This is a genomic window from Streptomyces sp. NPDC048248 (assembly GCF_043201875.1).
In the GTDB taxonomy this organism is placed as follows: Bacteria; Actinomycetota; Actinomycetes; order Streptomycetales; family Streptomycetaceae; genus Streptomyces.
The window spans coordinates 335818-356582 of record NZ_JBICZL010000005.1 but is presented as its reverse complement, the minus strand read 5'-3'; the positions used below and the strand labels follow the sequence as shown (position 1 = coordinate 356582).

At 71.1% G+C, this 20765-nt stretch carries 15 protein-coding genes; 9 read left to right on the top strand and 6 right to left on the bottom strand.

From position 1 onward, the window contains the following. Nucleotides 1-144: 144 nt before the first annotated feature. Nucleotides 145-1863 carry a methionine--tRNA ligase gene (metG, locus tag ACGFZW_RS12960; RefSeq protein ID WP_393893126.1) on the top strand — a complete coding sequence of 573 codons (1719 nt, stop codon included), beginning with the start codon at nucleotides 145-147 and terminating at the stop codon, nucleotides 1861-1863. 211 nt (nucleotides 1864-2074) lie between these two features. Here metG and aspS read toward each other — a convergent pair whose 3' ends face one another. After that, nucleotides 2075-3838 (bottom strand): aspartate--tRNA ligase, encoded by a 1764-nt coding sequence (gene aspS / locus ACGFZW_RS12955; RefSeq protein ID WP_393893125.1) that lies wholly within the window; start codon nucleotides 3836-3838, stop codon nucleotides 2075-2077. A gap of 268 nt (nucleotides 3839-4106) precedes the next feature. Here aspS and ACGFZW_RS12950 point away from each other — a divergent pair, with 268 nt between their 5' ends. Further along, nucleotides 4107-6368 carry a SpoIIE family protein phosphatase gene (locus ACGFZW_RS12950; RefSeq protein ID WP_393893124.1) on the top strand — a complete coding sequence of 754 codons (2262 nt, stop codon included), beginning with the start codon at nucleotides 4107-4109 and terminating at the stop codon, nucleotides 6366-6368. Here the strand turns inward: ACGFZW_RS12950 and ACGFZW_RS12945 are convergent. The 3 genes from ACGFZW_RS12945 to ACGFZW_RS12935 all read right to left on the bottom strand — a co-directional run bounded on the left by ACGFZW_RS12945 (nucleotide 6314) and on the right by ACGFZW_RS12935 (nucleotide 9179). Then, nucleotides 6314-7444 carry an AI-2E family transporter gene (locus ACGFZW_RS12945; protein ID WP_393893123.1) on the bottom strand — a complete coding sequence of 377 codons (1131 nt, stop codon included), beginning with the start codon at nucleotides 7442-7444 and terminating at the stop codon, nucleotides 6314-6316. The two genes, ACGFZW_RS12950 and ACGFZW_RS12945, sit on opposite strands and share 55 nt — an antisense overlap. 124 nt (nucleotides 7445-7568) lie before the next feature. Continuing rightward, a complete protein-coding gene (locus ACGFZW_RS12940) occupies nucleotides 7569-8540 on the bottom strand; it encodes a pirin family protein (protein WP_393893122.1) in 972 nt (323 codons plus the stop codon). A gap of 165 nt (nucleotides 8541-8705) precedes the next feature. Continuing rightward, nucleotides 8706-9179, bottom strand: coding sequence for an SseB family protein (locus tag ACGFZW_RS12935; protein WP_393893121.1), 474 nt, complete (start codon nucleotides 9177-9179; stop codon nucleotides 8706-8708). A gap of 234 nt (nucleotides 9180-9413) precedes the next feature. Here ACGFZW_RS12935 and ACGFZW_RS12930 point away from each other — a divergent pair, with 234 nt between their 5' ends. From ACGFZW_RS12930 to ACGFZW_RS12910, 5 genes are all read left to right on the top strand, one after another. Next, complete coding sequence (locus ACGFZW_RS12930) at nucleotides 9414-11240, top strand: acyl-CoA dehydrogenase (protein WP_393893120.1); 1827 nt, start codon at nucleotides 9414-9416, stop codon at nucleotides 11238-11240. Between the two features lie 314 nt (nucleotides 11241-11554). Then, complete coding sequence (locus ACGFZW_RS12925) at nucleotides 11555-12847, top strand: M18 family aminopeptidase (RefSeq protein WP_393893119.1); 1293 nt, start codon at nucleotides 11555-11557, stop codon at nucleotides 12845-12847. 1 nt (nucleotide 12848) lies between these two features. After that, nucleotides 12849-14801, top strand: a complete 1953-nt coding sequence (locus ACGFZW_RS12920) for a BTAD domain-containing putative transcriptional regulator (protein WP_393893118.1) — start codon at nucleotides 12849-12851, stop codon at nucleotides 14799-14801. A 127-nt stretch (nucleotides 14802-14928) separates the two neighbouring features. After that, on the top strand, nucleotides 14929-15714 hold the full coding sequence (locus ACGFZW_RS12915; RefSeq protein ID WP_393893117.1) for a DUF4232 domain-containing protein: 786 nt from the start codon (nucleotides 14929-14931) through the stop codon (nucleotides 15712-15714). Nucleotides 15715-15847: 133 nt separating this feature from the next. Next, on the top strand, nucleotides 15848-16489 hold the full coding sequence (locus tag ACGFZW_RS12910; RefSeq protein WP_393893116.1) for a DUF4232 domain-containing protein: 642 nt from the start codon (nucleotides 15848-15850) through the stop codon (nucleotides 16487-16489). 59 nt (nucleotides 16490-16548) lie between these two features. On the opposite strand, the gene ACGFZW_RS12905 is transcribed toward ACGFZW_RS12910, so the two are convergent. Next, nucleotides 16549-18357, bottom strand: coding sequence for an NHL domain-containing thioredoxin family protein (locus ACGFZW_RS12905; protein ID WP_393893115.1), 1809 nt, complete (start codon nucleotides 18355-18357; stop codon nucleotides 16549-16551). 64 nt (nucleotides 18358-18421) lie between these two features. Here ACGFZW_RS12905 and ACGFZW_RS12900 point away from each other — a divergent pair, with 64 nt between their 5' ends. Next, nucleotides 18422-18916 (top strand): LURP-one-related/scramblase family protein, encoded by a 495-nt coding sequence (locus tag ACGFZW_RS12900; protein WP_393893114.1) that lies wholly within the window; start codon nucleotides 18422-18424, stop codon nucleotides 18914-18916. Between the two features lie 55 nt (nucleotides 18917-18971). Here ACGFZW_RS12900 and ACGFZW_RS12895 read toward each other — a convergent pair whose 3' ends face one another. Beyond that, on the bottom strand, nucleotides 18972-19760 hold the full coding sequence (locus tag ACGFZW_RS12895; RefSeq protein ID WP_393893113.1) for a carbon-nitrogen family hydrolase: 789 nt from the start codon (nucleotides 19758-19760) through the stop codon (nucleotides 18972-18974). A gap of 144 nt (nucleotides 19761-19904) precedes the next feature. On the opposite strand from ACGFZW_RS12895, the gene ACGFZW_RS12890 reads away from it, so the two are divergent. Next, nucleotides 19905-20729, top strand: a complete 825-nt coding sequence (locus tag ACGFZW_RS12890) for a maleylpyruvate isomerase family mycothiol-dependent enzyme (protein WP_393893112.1) — start codon at nucleotides 19905-19907, stop codon at nucleotides 20727-20729. Nucleotides 20730-20765: the final 36 nt, after the last annotated feature.

Sequence of the window (20765 nt, the reverse complement as noted above, 5' to 3'; positions counted from 1 at the left end):
TCCCCGCTGCCCTCGCGCGCCCCGGTGCGCGGGCCCCGGCGGCCCGGTAAAAGCCCGCGCGGACGCCCCCACCCCGTCCAGTACGATATTGACGTTCCGTAAAGCAAATCCTCACTCACCGTAGCGACTTGGGAGCAGCCGGCAATGGCTCGACACCTCATCACCAGCGCCCTTCCGTATATCAACGGGATCAAGCACCTGGGCAACATGGTGGGGTCCATGCTCCCGGCCGATGTCTACGCCCGGTATATGCGCCAGCGCGGGCACGACGTGCTCTACATCTGCGCGACGGACGAGCACGGCACCCCCGCGGAGCTGGCCGCCAAGGCCGCCGGGCAGTCGGTCGACGCGTTCTGCGCCGAGCAGCACGACAAGCAGAAGGCGATCTACGAGGGCTTCAACCTGCAGTTCGACTACTTCGGCCGCAGCTCCTCGCCGGAGAACGTCGAGCTGACGCAGCACTTCGCGCGGAAGCTGCACGAGAACGGATTCATCGAGGAGCGGGCGATCCGCCAGGTCTTCTCGATCGCCGACGACCGCTTCCTGCCCGACCGCTACATCGTCGGCACCTGCCCGCACTGCGGCTACGACAAGGCGCGCGGCGACCAGTGCGAGAACTGCACCCGCGTCCTGGACCCGACGGACCTGATCGACGCGCGCTCGGCGATCAGCGGCAGCGGTGAGCTGGAGGTGCGGGAGACCAAGCACCTCTTCCTGCTCCAGTCGAAGCTCCAGCACGAGGTCGAGGGCTGGCTGGACGGCAACGGCAGCAAGGACTGGCCGACCCTCGCCTCCTCCATCGCGCACAAGTGGCTGACGGAAGGTCTCCAGGACCGGGCGATCACCCGCGACCTGGACTGGGGCGTCCCGGTGCCGGCCGATGTGTGGCCCGAGCTGGCGGCCGAGGGCAAGGTCTTCTACGTCTGGTTCGACGCCCCGATCGAGTACATCGGGTCGACGAAGGAGTGGGCGGACCAGGCGCCGCAGGAGCGCGACTGGAAGTCGTGGTGGTACGAGGCCGACGACGTCCGCTACACCGAGTTCATGGCCAAGGACAACGTCCCGTTCCACTCGGTGATGTTCCCCGCCACCCAGCTCGGCACCCGCGAGCCGTGGAAGAAGGTCGACTTCCTCAAGGCCTTCAACTGGCTGAACTACTACGGCGGCAAGTTCTCCACCTCGCAGCAGCGCGGCATCTTCACCGACGCGGCCCTGGAGCTGCTGCCCGCCGACTACTGGCGCTACTTCCTCATCGCCAACGCCCCCGAGTCGGACGACACGTCCTTCACCTGGGAGCTGTTCTCCGCATCGGTCAACAAGGACCTCGCGGACACCCTCGGCAACTTCGTCAACCGCGTGCTGTCCTTCTCGCGCAAGCGATTCGGCGACGACGTGCCCGCGGGCGCGGAGGCGGGCGCCGCGGAGCAGAAGCTGGGCGAGGAGATCGCCGGGCTGCTGGCCGAGTACGAGGGCCACATGGAGGCGCTCCAGTTCCGCAAGGCGGCGGCCTCGCTGCGCGCCCTGTGGAGCGCGGGCAACGTCTACCTGGAGGAGAAGGCGCCGTGGCTGGAGATCAAGACTGACAAGGACGCGGCGGCGCTGACGCTGCGGACGGCCATGAACCTCATCCACCTCTACGCCGTGGTCTCCGAGCCGTTCATCCCGGCATCGGCGAAGGCCATGCGGGGCGCCTTCGCGCTGGAGAACGACACCGCCGTGTGGGTCTCCCAGGAGGAGGCCAAGGCACTGGCCTCGGTTCCCGCGGGCACGCCGTTCACCGTGCCGCCGGTGCTCTTCGCGAAGATCACCGAGGACGACCTGGAGTCCTACCGCGAGCGCTTCGGCGGCGGGGACGACGCCTGACGGCCGCGCGGGCGCCCCGGCACCCTTTCCTGCATGCCCTCGGACCCACCGGTCCGGGGGCATGCGGCGTTCCGGGGCCACGTGCCCGGCCCGGGCCACCCACCGCGACGTGCCGCCGCATCCGGCAGCAGCGCGCACCGGACGCGGCAAGGCCGAGGGCCCGGCACCCTCTCGGGTCCCGGGCCCTCGGCCGGTGTACGTGCCGCCGCCGCTACTTCACCTGCGGCTTGCGGAGGGAGAGGTGGAGCTCCTTGAGCCGGGCCTCCTCGACCTCGCTCGGGGCGCCCATCAGCAGGTCCTGGGCGTTGCCGTTGAGCGGGAAGGCGATGGTCTCGCGGATGTTGGGCTCGTCGGCCAGCAGCATGACGATGCGGTCGACGCCGGGGGCGATGCCGCCGTGCGGCGGGGCGCCGAACTTGAAGGCGCGGAGCATGCCGCCGAACTCCGCCTCGACGGAGTCCTTGTCGTAACCGGCGATCGCGAAGGCCTTGTACATGACCTCGGGCTCGTGGTTACGGATCGCGCCGGAGGACAGCTCGGTGCCGTTGCAGACGATGTCGTACTGCCAGGCCAGGATGTCCAGCGGGTCCTTGGTCTCCAGCGCCTCCAGGCCGCCCTGCGGCATGGAGAACGGGTTGTGCGAGAACTCGATCTTGCCGGTGTCCTCGTCCTTCTCGAACATCGGGAAGTCGACGATCCAGCAGAAGCGGAACTCGTCCTCGACGAAGTGCCCGGTGCGCTTGGCCGCCTCGACGCGGACCGCGCCCATGATCTTGGAGACCTCGTCGAACTCACCGGCGCCGAAGAAGATCGCGTGACCCGGCTTGAGGTCCAGCGCCGCGACCAGCGACTTCACGTCGTCCTCGGTGAGGAACTTGGCGATCGGTCCGCTCAGCGTGTTGTCGTCGCCGACCCGGACCCAGGCCAGGCCCTTCGCGCCCTGCTGGACGGCGAAGTCACCCATCTGGTCGAAGAACTTCCGCGACTGGTCGGCGGTGTCCGGCACCGCGAGGGCGCGGACGTGCTTGCCGGCGAAGGCCTTGAAGCCGGAGCCCGCGAAGACGTCGGAGACATCCACCAGCTCCAGCTCGGCGCGCAGGTCCGGCTTGTCGGAGCCGTACTTGAGCATCGACTCGCGGAACGGGATGCGCGGGAAGGGGGAGGTCACCCTGCGGCCGTTGCCGAACTCGGTGAAGAGCTCGGTCATCAGCTTCTCGACGGGCCCGAAGACATCTTCCTGCTCGACGAAGCTCATCTCGATGTCGAGCTGGTAGAACTCGCCCGGCGAACGGTCCGCGCGGGCGTCCTCGTCGCGGAAGCAGGGCGCGATCTGGAAGTAGCGGTCGAACCCGGCGATCATCAGCAGCTGCTTGAACTGCTGCGGAGCCTGCGGCAGCGCGTAGAACTTGCCGGCGTGCAGACGGGAGGGGACCAGGAAGTCGCGGGCGCCCTCGGGGGAGGTCGCGGACAGGATCGGGGTCGCCATCTCGTTGAAGCCGAGCGTCACCATCTTGTGCCGGATGGCGGAGATGACGGCGGTGCGCAGCATGATGTTGCGGTGCATGCGCTCGCGGCGCAGGTCGAGGAAGCGGTATTCGAGGCGCTTCTCCTCGTTGACCCCGTCGTCCGCGTTGATCGTGAAGGGGATCTGCTCGGCGGCGCCGAGCACCTCGACAGCGCCGACCTCGATCTCGATCTCGCCGGTCGGCAGGTCGGGGTTGACGTTGTCCGCGCCGCGCGCGCTGACCTTGCCGTCGATGCGGACGACGGACTCCTTGGTCAGCGAGCCGAGCGCCTCGTTGGCGGGGGTGCCGGGACGGGCGACGAGCTGCACCAGACCGTAGTGGTCGCGCAGATCGATGAAGAGGATGCCGCCCAGGTCACGACGATTGTGCAGCCAGCCGCTGAGGCGGACGTCGGTGTCGACGTCCGCGGCTCGGAGCTCGCCGCAGTTATGGGACCGGTACCGATGCATCGCTCATCCAAGTCGTCGCGAGTCGAGGTGGGGAGTTGTGGGAGAAGGGGAGACACGGGACTCGAACACCCGATCGATCACCCGGTGGATCACCCGAAAGACCACCCCAGTGTTGGCATAACCGCTCCAGGTTACCGCCCCGGCCCCCAGCGTTTCGTTGACATATACCCATCAGGATTCGCCCAGGGGTGCCCGGGGAGCACGGCTGGGACGAGGGTCACATCCAGCTCACTGGCAGGGCTCCGGCAAACCCACATAAAGTGATGCAATGCGCACCAAGGATCTCCTGGCCGCCATCGCGACCGGCCTGTGGCGCTGGGACAACGCGACGGGCCGGGTGACCCTGGACGCCGAAGCCGCCCGGCTGCTCGGGCTGCCCGCGGAGCCCGTCGAGCTGACCGAGGCCGCGGTGCGCTCCCGTTTTCATCCCGTCGACTTCGCCGAGATCAACGGCGTGGTGAATCTGGCCATCGCCGAGGAGACGCTCGCCGAGGCACGGCTGCGGATCGTCGACGAGCGCGGCAGGGTGCTGCGGATCGTCCGCTCCCGCTCCCGCCCCCGCATGGTCGACGGTGACTTCGAGCTGGTCGGCACCCTCCAGGAGGTCCCCGAGCCGACGCCGGGCACCGCCGCCGCGCACACCCCCATCACCGGCGACTGGCGCCGCTCCCGCGAGGCGTTCCTGCTCGACGCGGGACGCGCCCTGGCCGAGGCCCGCTCCACCGCCGAGGTGCTGCGGGTGGCAGCCGGCCTCTCCATGCCGGGGTTCAGCCCGGACGGCCTCGCCGTCTTCGGGATCGAGGGCGACCGGGTCTCGGTCATCGGCCACCACGGTCACCACGCCGGCGACGAGCAGCCGTTCCTCGACATGCCGCTGGACACCGACTACCCGGCCGCCGAGGTCATCAGGACCGGCCGGGCGATCTACCTCCCCACGCCCGAGGACTACCGCAGCCGCTTTCCGGCGACGTGGCCGCTGGCGTCCCGCTTCGACCGGACGTCGTGGGCGTTCCTGCCGCTGGTCAACGCCGGCCGGACGGTCGGCGCCTGGATGGCGGGCTTCGCCCGACCGGTGTCCTTCACGCCCGATGAGCGCTCGGTGCTCACCACCGTCGCCCGGATGCTGGCCCAGGCGCTGGCCAGGGCCGGGGTGCAGGAGTCGCAGCAAGAGCTGTCGGTGGGGCTGCAGCGCAGCATGATGCCGACGGTGCAGCCGGACATCCCCGGGATGAAGGTCGCGGCCCGCTACGTCCCCACCGGCGGCGGTCTGGAGGTCGGCGGCGACTGGTACGACATGATTCCGCTGCCGTCCGGCCGGATCGCGCTGGTCATCGGGGACGTCCAGGGGCACGACGTCCGGGCCGCCGGCCTGATGGGACAGCTGCGGATCGCGCTGCGCGCCTATGCCTCCGAGGGCCACCACCCCGACGCGGTGCTCTCCCGGGCCTCCCGCTTTCTGGCCGGGATCAACGAGACCGCGTCCCGGGACGACGGCGAGGACCAGCGCTTCGCGACCTGCCTGTACATCGAGGTGGACCCGGCGACCGGTCTGCTCGACATCGCCCGGGCCGGCCACCCGGACCCGGCGATCCGGCTGAGCGACGGCACCCTGCTGGTGCGCCCCACCGCGGGCGGCCTGCCGCTGGGTATCGACCCGGACAGCGACTACCCGACCACCCGGCTCGTCCTGGAGCCGGGCGAGACCATGCTGGTGTGCACCGACGGTCTGATCGAGACCGGCGGCCACGACCTGGAGACCGGCTGGGCCCGGCTGCGCGACCTCATCGAGGCGTACGAGGGCGGCGAGGACGGCGTGGCGCTGGAGAAGCTCGCCGACACCCTGGTGCAGGCCGTGCACGGGCCGCCCTCGCACCACACCACCGGGCCGCTGGTGGACCGCCGTGAGGACGACATAGCGGTCCTGCTGCTGTGCCGCGAGGGCGGCAGCTGCGGGGTGGGCGCCGGCGGGCGGCTGGCGCAGCAGCCGGTGCGGCGCACGGTGCTGTCCGTCGCGCAGGCCGAGCCGGAGCGGATAGCAGCGGCGCGCCGGCAGATCCGGGACGTGCTGCACGACTGGGCCGACCCGGAGCAGGTCGACTCGGCGGAGCTGCTGGTCTCCGAGATGGTCACCAACGTCCTCACCCACACCGACGGGGACGCGCTGCTGGTCGCCGAGATCTCTGGGGAGCGCGGCGGCCGGCGCCTTCGGGTCGAGGTCTCCGACGGCAGCGACGAACTTCCGCATCGCCGCAGCCCCGGCGAGCTGGCGTCATCGGGGCGCGGCCTGGTCCTGATGGACCTGCTGGCCGGCTCGTGGGGCGTGGACCCGCGCGGGGACGGCAAGTCGATCTGGTTCGAGAGCCACGAGGACCAGGGCGTACTCGCCGATGCCGTGCCCCGGCACGGGCTCGCGCCTGCGGGCGCGCAGAGCCGGCAGGCGCCTGCCCCCTCGGACGCCGGCCCGGTGCTCTCCCGTCAGGAGGAATTCGCGGAGGAGCCCGCCGAGTCGGCTCCCGAGTCCGCTGCGTAGTGCCGGCGCAGCTCGTGGAGCACGCCGGAGACGGCCGCGGTCAGCGGTACGGACAGCAGCATGCCGAGGATCCCGGCGACGCTCGCGCCGGCCGTGATCGCCAGCATCACCGTCGCCGGGTGCATCTGGACGGTGCGGCTCTGGATCATCGGCTGCAGGATGTGTCCCTCCAGCACCTGTACGGCCAGAACGACGCCCAGCACCCACAGCGCGATCACGAAGCCGCGGTCCGCGAGCGCCACCAGGATCGCCACCGCGCCGGAGATGAACGCGCCGAGGTAGGGGATGTAGGCGCCGACGAAGACCAGCGCGCCCAGCCCGAGCGCTCCCGGCACCTGGAGGATCAGCAGGCCCACGGTGATGCAGAGCGCGTCGATCAGCGCGATGAAGGTGGTGCCGCGCATGAAGCCCTCGATGGACTGGAAACCGCGGCGGGCCATCCGCTCCAACTGGGGCGCCGAGGTGCCGGGCGCCCAGTCGTGCAGGGAGCGCACCGCCTTGTCCGAGTCGCGCAGGAAGAAGAACGTCAGCAGCAGGGCGAGCACCGCAGCGGCGAGGGCCTGACCGACGACGCTGACCCCGGTCAGCAGTCCGGACGCCGCCGTGCCGCCGAACTTGCCCAGCAGTTCCTTGGCGTTGGAGGCGAGATCCTCCAGTGAGGTGCCGGCCGAACCGAAGTGCTGGGAGAGGTCCTGGGCGGCTTCCTTGAGCGAGGTGATGATCTGGTCACCGGTGTCGACGAGCGCGCTGACGACGATGTAGCCGGCGCCGCCGACCACGATCAGCAGCACGGCGCAGGTCAGCCCGGCGGCCAGGGAGCGGTTGAGCTTCATCGCCACCAGGCGCCGGTACAGCGGCCCGAGCAGCGCGCTGCCCAGCAGTGCCAGCAATACCGGCGTGAGTGCCGCGCTCAGCTCGACGAACACCCACACGCCGACCGCCACCACGGCGGTGACCAGCAGTCCCACCCCGCACCAGGCCGCCGCGCGGCGGGCCGCCACGGGCAGCAACGGCTCTTCCTGCGGCACCCGGCCGCGGTCGTCGTCCGGTCGGCCGTGTTCCGAATCGTTTCGCACCGGGACAGTCCACCACGGGCGGGCCGCGGGCGGCAGAAATTACCGGCGGACGACGGCACCGCGCGGGCCCGGGGTGCGGGCCCGCGCGGTGCGGGCGGAAGTGCCGGAGGGCAGGGCGCGGCCCCTACAGACCGCCCTCGGACATCCCGTGCACGGCCGGGATCGTGCCGAGCCGGCCCTTCTGGAAGTCCTCGAACGCCTGCTGCAGCTCTTCCCTGGTGTTCATGACGAAGGGCCCGTAGTGCGCCATCGGCTCCCGGATCGGCTGACCGCCGAGCAGCACGACCTCGAGATCCGGCGCGTTCGCGTCCTGCTTCTCGTCCGCGCGGACCGTCAGTGACGAGCCGGGGCCGAACACCGCCGTCTGGCCCAGGTGCACCGGCCGGCGCTCCGTGCCGACGGTGCCGCGCCCGGCGAGGACGTACGCGAGGGCGTTGAAGTCCTCGCGCCAGGGAAGCGTGATCTCCGCGCCCGGCGCGAGCGTCGCGTGGACCATGGTGATCGGCGTGTGTGTGATGCCCGGCCCCTGGTGACCGTCCAGCTCACCGGCGATGACGCGCAGCAGCGCACCGCCGTCCGCGGACGTCAGCAACTGGACGGTGCCGCCGCGGATGTCCTGGTAGCGCGGGGGCATCATCTTGTCCTTGGCCGGCAGGTTCACCCACAGCTGCAGGCCGTGGAAGAGGCCGCCGGACGTGACCAGGTGCTCCGGCGGCGCCTCGATGTGCAGGAGGCCCGAGCCGGCCGTCATCCACTGGGTGTCGCCGTTGGTGATGGTCCCGCCGCCACCGTTGGAGTCCTGGTGGTCGAAGATGCCGTCGATGATGTAGGTGACGGTCTCGAAGCCCCGGTGCGGGTGCCAGGGCGTGCCCTTCGGCTCCCCCGGCTGATAGTCCACCTCGCCCATCTGATCCATCATGATGAACGGGTCGAGGTGCTTGTAGTCGAGCCCGGCGAAGGCCCGGCGGACGGGGAAGCCCTCGCCCTCGAAGCCGCTCGGCGCGGTGGCGACGGCGAGCACCGGGCGGGTGCGGGCCTCGGCGGGCGCCGCCACACGCGGCAGGGTCAGCGGGTTCTCAACGGTCACAGCGGGCATGACGGCCTCCTCGGTCGTTCGTCATTCAATTTAGTTGAAGAGTGAACAACTGGCAAGGCGTGCGGCATTCCCGCCCGCGTTTGCGCAGGTCAACAGGTTCGAGGAAGCCCGTAAGGGCACGACCGAGGAGCGCCCGGCCGCTCTCCGGCCGCCGGGTGCGGGCAATCAGCCGTACATCCGCCGCATCGCGAAGTCGACCATCTGCTCCACGGCCTTGGCATCGAAGACCATCCGGTGGTCGCCCTCCATGTCGAGGACGAAGCCGTAGCCGGTCGGCAGCAGGTCGAGCACCTCGGCGCCGGTGATCACGAAGTACTTGGACTCCTTGCCCGCGTACCGCCGCAGCTCCTTGAGCGAGGTGAACATCGGGATCACCGGCTGCTGGGTGTTGTGCAGCGCCAGGAAGCCGGGGTTCTCCCCGCGCGGGCAGTAGATCTTGGACGTCGAGAAGATGCCCTGGAAGTCCTCGGCCGACATCGAGCCGGTGGTGAAGGCGCGCACCGCGTCGGCGAGCGAGGGCGGGGACGGCTCGGGATACAGCGGCTGCTCGCCGTAGCCCCCGGGGGGCGGTTGCTGCGGCGGGGGCGGCGCACCGTACTGCTGCTGCCCTGCACCCGTGTTCTGGTCGTAGCCGTACATGCCGCACAGCGTACTGAGTTGGCGCGGCCGGCACCGGCCCCCTGCCGAAGCCGGCAACTCCGCCCGCGGACCTGCCCGTACGGCCGACGCCACACGCGCCCCACAAGGGACGCTCGTCACAGATGGGCGGTTAGGGGTTGCTTCTTTATTACTGGTGGGTAGCATCATGAGTAGCTACTTGCTGGTATTGCGTTTTGAGGTCCCTCCCTCCCGAGCCTTTACGGAGCCGTACCCATGGGCCACTACAAGTCGAATCTCCGCGACATCGAGTTCAACCTCTTCGAGGTGCTCGGCCGCGACAGTGTGTATGGCACCGGGCCGTTCGCGGAGATGGATGTCGACACCGCCAAGAGCGTGCTCTCCGAGATCGCCCGCCTGTCCGAGAACGAGCTGGCCGACTCCTTCGCGGACGCCGACCGCAACCCGCCGGTCTTCGACCCGGAGACCAACACCGCGCCGGTCCCGGACACGTTCAAGAAGAGCTACCAGGCGTTCATGGACGCCGAGTGGTGGCGGCTGGGCATCCCGGAGGAGATCGGCGGCACCACCGCGCCGCGCTCGCTGCTGTGGGGCTTCGCCGAGACGATCCTGGGCGCCAACCCGGCCGTGTGGATGTACTCCTCCGGCCCGGCCTTCGCCGGCGTGCTCTTCGAGGAGGGCACCGAGCAGCAGAAGCACATCGCCAAGATCGCCGTGGACAAGGCCTGGGGCTCCACGATGGTGCTGACCGAGCCGGACGCGGGCTCGGACGTCGGCGCCGGCCGCACCAAGGCCGTCAAGCAGGAGGACGGCTCCTGGCACATCGAGGGCGTCAAGCGCTTCATCACCTCCGGCGAGCACGACATGTCGGAGAACATCCTTCACTACGTCCTCGCCCGCCCCGAGGGCCACGGCCCCGGCACCAAGGGCCTGTCGCTCTTCCTCGTCCCGAAGTACGAGTTCGACTTCGAGACCGGCGAGCTGGGCGCCCGTAACGGCGTCTACGCGACCAACGTCGAGCACAAGATGGGTCTGAAGGCCTCCAACACCTGCGAGATGACCTTCGGCGACCGCCACCCCGCCAAGGGCTGGCTCATCGGCGAGAAGCACGACGGCATCCGCCAGATGTTCCGGATCATCGAGTTCGCGCGGATGATGGTCGGCACGAAGGCCATCGCGACCCTGTCGACCGGCTACCTCAACGCCCTGGAGTACGCCAAGGAGCGCGTGCAGGGCCCGGACCTGGCCGCCTTCACCGACAAGAGCGCGCCGCGCGTCTCGATCACCCACCACCCCGACGTGCGCCGCTCGCTGATGACGCAGAAGGCGTACACCGAGGGCATGCGCGCCCTGGTGCTCTACACCGCGACGGTGCAGGACGAGATCCTGATCAAGGAGTCCGCTGGCGAGGACGCCACGGCCGAGAACCGCCTCAACGACCTGCTGCTGCCGATCGTCAAGGGCTACGGCTCGGAGAAGTCCTACGAGCAGCTGGCGCAGTCGCTGCAGACCTTCGGTGGCTCCGGCTACCTCCAGGAGTACCCGATCGAGCAGTACATCCGGGACTCCAAGATCGACACCCTCTACGAGGGCACCACCGCGATCCAGGGCCAGGACTTCTTCTTCCGGAAGATCGTCCGGGACCAGGGCCAGGCCCTGACCGTGCTGTCCGACGAGATCAAGACGTTCCTGGCGGACGGTGTCGGCGGTGCGGAGCTGGAGCAGGCCCGCGGCGAACTGGCCAAGGCCGCCGCCGACCTGGAGGCCATCGTCGGCGCCATGCTGACCGACCTCGCGGCGACCGAGAAGGACGTCAAGTCCATCTACAAGGTGGGCCTGAACACCACCCGCCTGCTGCTGGCCTCCGGCGACGTCGTCATCGGCTACCTCCTCCTCAAGGGCGCTGCGGTGGCCCACGAGAAGCTGGCCGGCGCCTCCACGAAGGACAAGTCCTTCTACACCGGCAAGATCGCCGCGGCGAAGTTCTTCGCCCACAACGTCCTGCCGGGCGTCTCCGTCCAGCGCAGTCTGGCCGAGTCCGTCGACCAGTCCCTGATGGAGCTCGACGAGGCCGCCTTCTGATCGTTCCCATCGTTCGGGGCGTTGCGGGAAGCGGGTCCGCGCTTCCCGGGACGCTCCTGATCACGGGACGCTCTTAGAGGTCTCTCAGAATCAGTGGCAAGACTGACGGTGCCCGCCTCCCTTCCCCCGGGGAGGCGGGCACCGTCATGCCCCGGAGCCGGTCGCGCCCCGGGAAGATCCGCCCGCCGGGAGAACCGGAATGCAACACTCCGCCGGAAGATCCGGTGCGGTATGCATCCGTCCTGGCCGGAAGGGAGCGGAGTCACCCCCCTGGGGCGCGGGGAAAGCGGCGTCCGGCTCCTTATGCTGAACTCATGAGTCATTCCGCCCGCTTCGATCGCGGCCACACCGACGACCTGATGTCCTTCCTCGCCGCCAGCCCGTCGCCCTACCACGCGGTGGCGAACGCAGCGGCGCGGCTGGAGAAGGCCGGCTTCCGGCAGGTCGCGGAGACGGACGCGTGGGACGGCGAGAGCGGCGGCAAGTACGTCCTGCGCGGCGGCGCCCTCATCGCCTGGTACGTCCCCGAGGGCGTGAGCGCCGCGACCCCGTACCGCATCGTGGGGGCGCACACCGACTCGCCCAATCTGCGCGTCAAACCGATCCCGGACACCGGCAACCGGGGCTGGCGGCAGATCGCCGTCGAGATCTACGGCGGCACCCTGCTCAACACCTGGCTCGACCGCGACCTCGGGCTCAGCGGCCGGGTGACGCTGCGCGACGGCAGCAACCGGCTGGTCAACGTCGACCGTGCGCTGATGCGGGTGCCGCAACTCGCCGTGCACCTCGACCGATCGGTCAACGCCGACGGGCTCAAGCTCGACAAACAGCGCCACATGACGCCGATCTGGGGCCTGGGCGAGGTCGCGGAGGGCGATCTGATCGCGTTCGTCGAGGAGGAGATCGGCGTCCCCGCCGGGGACGTCCGCGGCTGGGACCTGATGGTGCACAGCATCGAGGCGCCGGCCTACCTGGGCCGCGACCGCGAGCTGCTCGCCGGGCCGCGCATGGACAACCTGCTGTCCGTGCACGCCGGCACGGCCGCGCTGGCCGCCGCGGCCGCAGGGGGCGGGCTGACCACCATCCCGGTGCTGGCCGCCTTCGACCACGAGGAGAACGGCAGCCAGTCCGACACCGGAGCCGACGGCCCGCTGCTCGGCACCGTGCTGGAGCGCTCGGTCTTCGCCCGGGGCGGCTCCTACGAGGACCGCGCCCGCGCCTTCGCCGGGACTGTCTGCCTGTCGTCCGACACCGGCCACGCCGTCCACCCCAACTACGGCGAGCGGCACGAGCCGGGGCACCACCCGATGCCCAACGGCGGCCCCATCCTGAAGGTCAACGTCAACCAGCGGTACGCCACCGACGGCAGCGGTCGGGCCGTGTTCGCGGACGCCTGCGAACGGGCAGGGGTGCCCTGGCAGTCCTTCGTGTCCAACAACTCCATGCCGTGCGGCACGACGATCGGCCCGATCACCGCCGCCCGGCACGGCATCGCCACGGTCGACATCGGGGTGGCGATCCTCTCCATGCATTCGGCGCGCGAGCTGTGCGGCTCCGAGGACCCCTACCTGCTGGCGAACGCCCTGACGGCCTTCTTGGAGGGCTGAGTTGGAATTCTCACTGCTGGGCCCGATCTGCGTCGCGACCGGCTCCGGGGAGCTGGCACTGGGGCCCGCCAAACGGCGCAGTGTGCTGGCGCTGCTGCTGTTGCAGCCCAACACCACCGTCCCACTGGAGCAGTTGATCGACTCCCTGTGGGAGGACGAGCCGCCCGAGCACGCCAGGACGGTCGTCCAGGGGCATGTCTCGCGGCTGCGCGCCACCCTCGCCGAGGGCGGCGCGGACGCCTACGGCATCGAGCTGACCACCCACGGCTCGGCCTATCTGCTGCGGCTGCCCGAGGAACTGATCGACGCCCACCGGTTCGGTGAACTGGTCGCACTGGCACGCCCCGAGGCGGCCCCGGCCGACGCCGTACCACTTCTGCGCGAGGCGCTCGGACTGTGGCGCGGGCCGGCGCTGACCGGCACGGTCACCAGTCCACCCTTCGCTGCGGCCGCCCACGCGCTGGAGGAGCGCAGGCTGACCGCCGTCGAGGCGCTGGCCCGCGCCCACGGCGCACTCGGCGAACACGAGCAGGCCGCCGCCATCCTGTACTCCGCCGCGGTCGGCCACCCGCTGCGCGAAGGCCTGATCGCCGCGCTGATGCGGGCGCTGTTCCGCACCGGGCGGCAGTCCGACGCGCTGGAGTGGTTCCACCGCACCCGCCGGCTGCTCAACGAGGAACTGGGCGTCGACCCCGGCGAGCGCCTGAGCGGCGCGTACGAGGAGATTCTGCGGGCGGAGGCGGCGGACGGGCGCAGGACCGCCGCCGGTTCCGGCGCGCGCGGCCAGGGGCGCGACGGCGCGGACCCGCGAGCCGCCGCGGGCCGGGTGCCGGAACAAGGAGGCGCCGGTCCGGCCGGGACGCACGACGCGCAGGCCGCGACGTCTGCCGGCGGCACCCGGCAGACGTCCGGGCGGGCCGTGGCGGCGCCGCGGCTGCTGCCCAGGCCGCCCGCCCGCTTCCTGGGCCGGGACGACCAACTCGGCTCCCTGACCGATGCCCTGACCGACCGTACGACGAGTGAGAGCCCCCTCGCGGTGGTCGCGGGACCGGCCGGCGTCGGCAAGACCGCCTGCGCCGTGCAGTGGGCGCATCTGCACGCCGCGGACTTCCCCGACGGGCAGCTCTTCGCCGATCTGCGGGGGTTCGGCGAGGGCGACGAGGCGCCGCCCGCCGAGATCCTGCGGGACTTCCTGCTCGCGCTGGGCACGCCGCCCGAGCGGGTGCCCGGCTCCGCGCAGGCCGCCTCGGCCCTGTTCCGGTCCCTGGTCGCCGACCGCAGACTGCTGGTCGTCCTCGACAACGCCCGCAGTTCTGCACAGGTCAGGCCGCTGCTGCCGGGTGGTCCGCACTGCGCCACCGTCGTCACCAGCCGCAGCCGGCTGGACGGCCTGGTCGCCACCGACTGCGCCCGACCGGTCGGCCTCCAGGCCCTCGGGCACGAGGAAGGCGCGGCGCTGCTCGGCGCCATGCTCGGCCAGGAGCGGGTCGCCGAGGACCCTGCCGCCGCCCGGGAACTGGTCGCGCTCTGCGACGGTCTGCCGCTCGCGCTGCGGGCCGCCGCCGCCCAGCTGACCGCACGGCCCCGCTGGCGGCTGGCCCGGCTCGCCGCTGCGCTGCGCGACGAACGGCGGCGGCTGGCCCTGCTGTCGGCGGAGGACAGCGGGATCGCGGCGGCGCTGCGAATGTCCGTGGCCCGGCTGTCGGCGGACGACGCACGGCTGCTGAGCGCCCTGGCGACCAGCGCCGACGGGCATCTGAACGCGTCCGTGGCGGCCGCCCTGGCCGGCTACGACCCCGAGCGCACCCAGGACGGCCTGGATCGGCTCGCCGAAATGCATCTGGTCGACGAAGAGGCCACCGACGTCTACACGATCAGCACGCTCACCCAGCTGTTCGCGCGCGACGAGAGCGGTGAGGGGGAGCCCGGCAGCGATACCGGCGGGAGCGGCTGACCTGCGACGAAAAGCGCACGGGAAGGCGTTAGGCGGGCGTTAGCGGCACGGCAGCCGCACGACAACGGCGAGCGGCAGTGTTGTCGGCAGACCGCAGGACGCCACCACCGACCGGGGGAGCCCACACATGCCGCGCACCGACGCCACGCACACGACCGCCACGGACAGCAGCCACCGCACCGCCCGTGACCGGCGCACGCCCCGGAGCCGCACGCTGCGGATCGCCGCGGCCACGCTGACGGCCGTCGCGGCGCTCGGCCTCACCGCCTGCGGCAGCCAGGGCGAGGGTCTCCACACCAGCAGCGGCAAACCGTTCAACCCGGCGCCACAGGAGTCCGCGGACAGACCCGCCAAGGACGCCGCCGCACCGGCCGAGGCGGACGGCAAGGCCGGGCAGCGGAGCGGGGCCGGCGCCGCGGAAGGGGCCTCCACCGGTCACGAGAACGCCGCCACCCCCGCGACCGGCGGCGGCAAGAGCGCGGCCCGGGGTGCCGCCTGCGACGCGGCCGAGATCCGCATCGTGGCGAAGTCGGTGCCCCGGCCGATCAACCACCTGCTGCTGGAGGCAACCAACACCTCCGGCACCACCTGCGACCTCTACGCGGCCCCGTACCTGCGCTTCGGTGACGCGCAGTCCCCGCTGGCCGAACTGCCCGACAGCAAGCCGCAGTCCGTGGTCACCCTGGCCCCGGGCGCCACCGGCTACGCGGCCGTCATGACCTCCTCGGCCGACGGCGCCGGCAGCAACGGGCACACCGTGACCTCGCTGGAGGTCCATCTGCCCGGCCGCGACGGCAAGGGCAGCGTCGGCGGCCCTGCTCAGGTGGCGCTGCCCGGCGGCTCGGCCCACATCGACGACAGCGCGTGGGTGACGTACTGGCAGACGGACGCGTCCGACGCCCTCACCTGGTGATCGGCCGTCCCCCGCTTCCGGCACCCCCGGCGGGAGGCGCACCGGCCCTGGCGCATCGGAGGGCACTCGCTATCGTGGCCATGCCATGACAGACACGCTCCGCTGATCGCAGTGACTCACTGGGGGAACCACCATGACCGCACGCCGATCCCGCCGCCGCTCCGCCGCGTATGCCGCGCTGGCCCTCGGGCTGGCCGGCTCGCTCGCTCTGACGGGCTGCAACAGCCACTCCAAGAAGTCGAAGAAGAGCTCCTCCTCATCGACGTCCAAGAGCAAGAAGCGCAAGATCATCGGCGGTGGCGGCGCAGCGGCGGGTGCGGGCGCGGCGTCGCACCGGTCGTCCGACTGCAAGGCGAGCGCCACCAAGCTCGGCGTCACGCACCGGCCGGACCCCTCCCGCCTGGTGATCACCTATGAGAACCGGAGCAGCGCGCCCTGCCACCTCTACTACGCGCCGGTGATCCGCCTCGACCGGTCCGAGGTACCGCTGCAGCCCCTGCACGAGGAGTCGGCGGTGATGGCGCACCGGGCCACCGTCCCCGCCCACGGCAAGGCCTTCGCGGTCATCCCGACCAACACCGCGGCCACCAAGGGCGCCCACCTGAACACCATGGACATCAGGTTCTCCGACAGCCACGGCGACCCCCGGGCCCTGAGCGCCGACATCGGCTTCTCGAAGTACCAGCCCACGGTCGCCGCGAGCAGCAAGGCCAAGGTCGGCGAGTGGTACACGAGTCTGGACCTGGCCGACCTGAAGTCGGGTACCGACAAGTGAACACCGCAGCCGGGGGCGCCGGCCGTCGCTGACGCGCCGAAGCCCCTGACTGCTCCGTCCTACTCCGCGTCCAGCCCCGCCAGGACGAGCCCCAGCCGGGCCACCCCGCCGTCGGCGACCCGGACCGGTACGCCCCAGTCCTGCTGGTGCACATGGCAGGCCGGGTACTCGATCTCCGGGTCGTCGTCACAGGACGCGGCCATCGCCGAGACGTGCAGCACGCCCTCGGTCACGCCGTCCGCGAGCACCAGGTCGCGCGCGAGGTCGCTGCCGGGGCCCGAGCCCTCGGCGAGCAGCTCCGGCGGCGTGGCGCTGACCAGCAGCCGCGTCGAGGGACCGTAGCGGGTGTCGAGCTTCTGGCCCGCCGGGGCCTGGAAGACCACATCGAGCCGCAGCGCCCCGGGCGCCACCTCGGTGGCCGCGCGCTGGGTGCGGTGCGCCACCGACTCGACGCGTACGGCTTCCTCGGGGAGGCGCAGCCGGGTCAGGCGGTGCCGGGCCGACTCCACCACCACGATGTCGCCGTCGACGAGGACCGCGGCCGAGGGCTCGCGCAGATCCGTCGCCAGCGTCGTCACCTCGTCGCTCGCGGGGTCGAAGCGGCGCAGCGCGTGGTTGTAGGTGTCCGCGACGGCGACCGAGCCGTCGGGCAGCGCGGTCACGCCCAGCGGGTGCTGCAACAGCGCCTGGCCGGCGGCGCCGTCCCGGTGGCCGAAGTCGAACAGGCCGGTGCCGACGGCCGTCCGGACGACATGGCCGTCGCCGCTCTCGGCCCGCTCCACCCACCGCAGCGCGCTGGTCTCCGAGTCGGCGACCCACAGCCGGTCGCCTGCCGCGGCGAGCCCGGAGGGCTGTGCGAACCATGCCTCGGCGGCCGGGCCGTCCACCAGCCCCTCGTTGGTCGTGCCCGCCGCGACCTCGACGGTTTCGGTGGCCGGGTCGTACGTCCACAGCTGGTGCACGCCGGCCATCGCGATCCACAGCCGGTCCTGCCACCAGGCCAGATCCCAGGGCGAGGAGAGGTCCACCTCGCGGGCCGGGCCCGAGGTCGGCGAGCCCTGCCACCACTGCTTGCCGGTGCCGGCCACGGTCTCCAGGGAGCCGCTCTCGGGATCGAAGACCCGCAGGGCGTGGTTGACGGTGTCGGCGACGGCGACCCGGCCGTCGGGAAGCAGGGCCAGGCCCTGCGGTTCGCTGAACGCGTCGGGGCCCAGCCCGCGCTCGCCGCCACCGATCCGGCGCAGCACCTGCTCGCCGTCCGGCGCCAGCTCCACGAGCTGGTGGCGTGTGGTGTCCGAGACGAGGAAGGTACCGGCCGGCAGCCGCACCGCCTTGCCGGGGAAGCGCAGGTCCGTGGCGACCGGCTCCGGAGGGACGTACGGGCCGTCGCCGCGCCGCAGCGTGCCCTTCGCGCCGTGCTCGGCCTCCAGCTCCTCGACGAGCTTCTCGATGGCGTGCGCGTGGCCCTCACCCGCGTGCTGGGCGACGACATAGCCCTCGGGGTCGATGACCACGAGCGTCGGCCAGGCCCGCACGGCGTACTGCTTCCAGGTGGCCAGCTCGGGGTCGTCCAGCACGGGGTGCTCGACGCCGTAGCGCTCGACGGCGTCGACGACGGCCTGGTGCTCGGCTTCGTGCACGAACTTCGGCGAGTGCACGCCGACGATCACGACGGTGTCGCGGTGCCGCTCCTCCAGCTCCCGCAGCTCGTCGAGAACATGCAGACAGTTCACACAGCAAAAGGTCCAGAAGTCGAGGATGACAATGCGTCCTCGCAGGTCGGAGAGGGTCAGATCCTTGTTGCCGGTGTTCAGCCAGCCACCCTTGCCGATCAGCTCGGGGGCCCGGACGCGCGCACGTGAAGCCATGTGCACATTCAACGTCACCCCGCTGCGTGCGCATTCCGCAGGGGCCCCGGGGAACACCTCACCCATGAAATTCCTCGTACGCGACCGGATCTTCGGCATCGGTGACGACTACTGGATCGAGGACGACCACGGGCACCGCGCCTTCCTCGTGGACGGCAAGGCGCTGCGGCTGCGGGAGACCTTCGAGCTGAAGGACCTCGACGGGCGGGTGCTGGTCACGATCCGCAAGAAGATGCTCAGCCTGCGGGACACGATGACCATCGAGCGGGACGACCAGCCACTGGCCACCGTCAAGCGCAAGCGGCTCTCGCTGCTGCGCAACCACTACCGCGTGGAGCTGGTGGACGGCACCGAGCTGGACGTCAGCGGCAAGATCCTCGACCGGGAGTTCGCGATCGAGTACGACGGCGAGCTGCTCGCCGAGATCTCGCGGCGCTGGCTGACGGTGCGCGACACCTACGCGGTCAACATCGTCCACGAGGACGCCGAACCGCCGCTGTTGATCGCGGTCGCGGTGTGCGTGATCCGGCTCGCGGAGCGGGAGCACGGAGAGGACTGACGCCATCCGAGCGACCACGGGGCCGCTCGGATGCTCTCCCCGGCCGACGCCGCGGTCATGGCCGGTCGAGGCCGAGGACGCGGTCGCGCAGCACCGGGAAGTCCGCCCGGGTCTTGGCCACCTTGGCCGGGTCGAGGTCCACGGTCAGCACCTCTTCGTCCGGGCCGGCCTCCGCGAGCACCTCGCCCCACGGGTCCACGACGACGCTGTAGCCGGCCTGCTCGACACCGGCGTGCGTACCGGCGGTGCCGCACGCCAGCACATAGGACTGGTTCTCCACGGCGCGGGCGCGAGCCAGCAGCGACCAGTGCGCACGGCGCCGGGCGGGCCAGCCGGCGGGGACCACCAGCAGCTGCGCGCCGTCCGACACCAACTGCCGGAAGAGCTCGGGGAAGCGGAGGTCGTAGCAGGTGGCCAGGCCCAGCGTGGTCTCGGGCAGGCCGACCGTCACGGCGCGGTCGCCGGCGCCGAGCAGGGTGGCTTCCCCCTGGTCGAAGCCGAAGCGGTGGATCTTGCGGTAGGACGCGGCGAGCCGGCCGTCGGGGGAGAACACCAGCGAGGTGTTGTACAGCGTGCCGTCCGACGCCCGCTCGATGACGGATCCGGCGTGCAGCCAGACCCCGGCGTCCCGCGCGGCCGACGCCATCGCGTCGTGCGTCGGGCCGTCCAGCGGCTCCGCCTCCGTCGCGAACAGATCGGAAGCGAAGGCACCGACCGGCCACAGTTCGGGGAGCACCACGAGGTCGGCGGCGCCCTGCTCGCGTACGAGCGAAGCCACCCGCGCCCGCCGGGAATTGACCGATTCCGTCGGGTCCACCCTGATCTGGATCAACGAGGCGCGCACAGTACCACCGCCTAAGCTTTCGAACCGGTCCGCCGTCAAATATCAGCCTACGATGGTCACCCGAAAGCACTGCCGGGGTGCCCGTGCGCAGCGTAACTTAACTGCACAGACAGCAGCCCGCGTACGAACCGTCCGAGGGGTCCCGTGACCGTCCATCCCAGCCTGCAAACCGCCATCGATGCCTGGACACACTCCATAGAAGCGATAGCCGAGCTGGTGACACCGCTCGTCGAAGGCGAATGGAGCTGGGCGACAGACCTCCCCGGGTGGTCCGTCCGCGATGTCGTCTCGCACGTCATCGGCGTGGAGTGCGAGATGCTCGGCGACCCCCGGCCGATCCACACCCTGCCGCGCGATCTCTACCACGTGCGCAGCGAGTTCGCCCGCCGCATGGAGGTGCAGGTCGACGTCCGGCGGCATCACACCGCGCCGGAGATGCTCAGCGAGCTGGAGTACACCGTCATCCGCCGCTCCCGGCAGCTGCGCAACGAATCCCGCGAACCTGACGCCATGACGCGCAGCCCGCTCGGCGAGGAGCGCACCCTGGAGTTCGTGCTCCAGCAGCGGGCATTCGATGTCTGGGTGCATGAGCAGGACCTGCGGCGAGTGCTCGACAAGCCCGGCAACCTCGACTCCCCCGGCGCCCAGGTGACGCGCGATCACCTGATGAAGGCGCTGCCCGTGATCGTCGCGAAGAGGGCCCAGGCGCCCGCCGACTCGGCGGTGGTCTTCGACGTCAGCGGCCCGGTGGAGTTCATGCGGACGGTCCGGGTCGACGCCGAGGGCAAGGGCACGATCGACGGCAGCGTCTCGCTCGGCCCGACCGTGACGCTCGCGCTGGACTGGGAGACCTTCGTCCGGCTGGCCTGCGGCCGGATCCGCCCGGCGGCCGTCGCCGAGCAGATCAAGATCGATGGAGACCGCGAGCTGGCCGCGGCGGTCCTGGACAACTTCGCCGTCACGCCGTAGCGGAGAGCCTCAGGGCGGGTGGTCCGCGGCCGGTGT

Coding starts and splice junctions, on each gene's coding strand:
- metG (WP_393893126.1), top strand. CDS start 145: ATGGCTCGACACCTCATCACCAGCGCCCTTCCGTATATCAACGGGATC.
- aspS (WP_393893125.1), bottom strand. CDS start 3,838: ATGCATCGGTACCGGTCCCATAACTGCGGCGAGCTCCGAGCCGCGGAC.
- ACGFZW_RS12950 (WP_393893124.1), top strand. CDS start 4,107: ATGCGCACCAAGGATCTCCTGGCCGCCATCGCGACCGGCCTGTGGCGC.
- ACGFZW_RS12940 (WP_393893122.1), bottom strand. CDS start 8,540: ATGCCCGCTGTGACCGTTGAGAACCCGCTGACCCTGCCGCGTGTGGCG.
- ACGFZW_RS12935 (WP_393893121.1), bottom strand. CDS start 9,179: ATGTACGGCTACGACCAGAACACGGGTGCAGGGCAGCAGCAGTACGGT.
- ACGFZW_RS12930 (WP_393893120.1), top strand. CDS start 9,414: ATGGGCCACTACAAGTCGAATCTCCGCGACATCGAGTTCAACCTCTTC.
- ACGFZW_RS12925 (WP_393893119.1), top strand. CDS start 11,555: ATGAGTCATTCCGCCCGCTTCGATCGCGGCCACACCGACGACCTGATG.
- ACGFZW_RS12915 (WP_393893117.1), top strand. CDS start 14,929: ATGCCGCGCACCGACGCCACGCACACGACCGCCACGGACAGCAGCCAC.
- ACGFZW_RS12910 (WP_393893116.1), top strand. CDS start 15,848: ATGACCGCACGCCGATCCCGCCGCCGCTCCGCCGCGTATGCCGCGCTG.
- ACGFZW_RS12905 (WP_393893115.1), bottom strand. CDS start 18,357: ATGGCTTCACGTGCGCGCGTCCGGGCCCCCGAGCTGATCGGCAAGGGT.
- ACGFZW_RS12900 (WP_393893114.1), top strand. CDS start 18,422: ATGAAATTCCTCGTACGCGACCGGATCTTCGGCATCGGTGACGACTAC.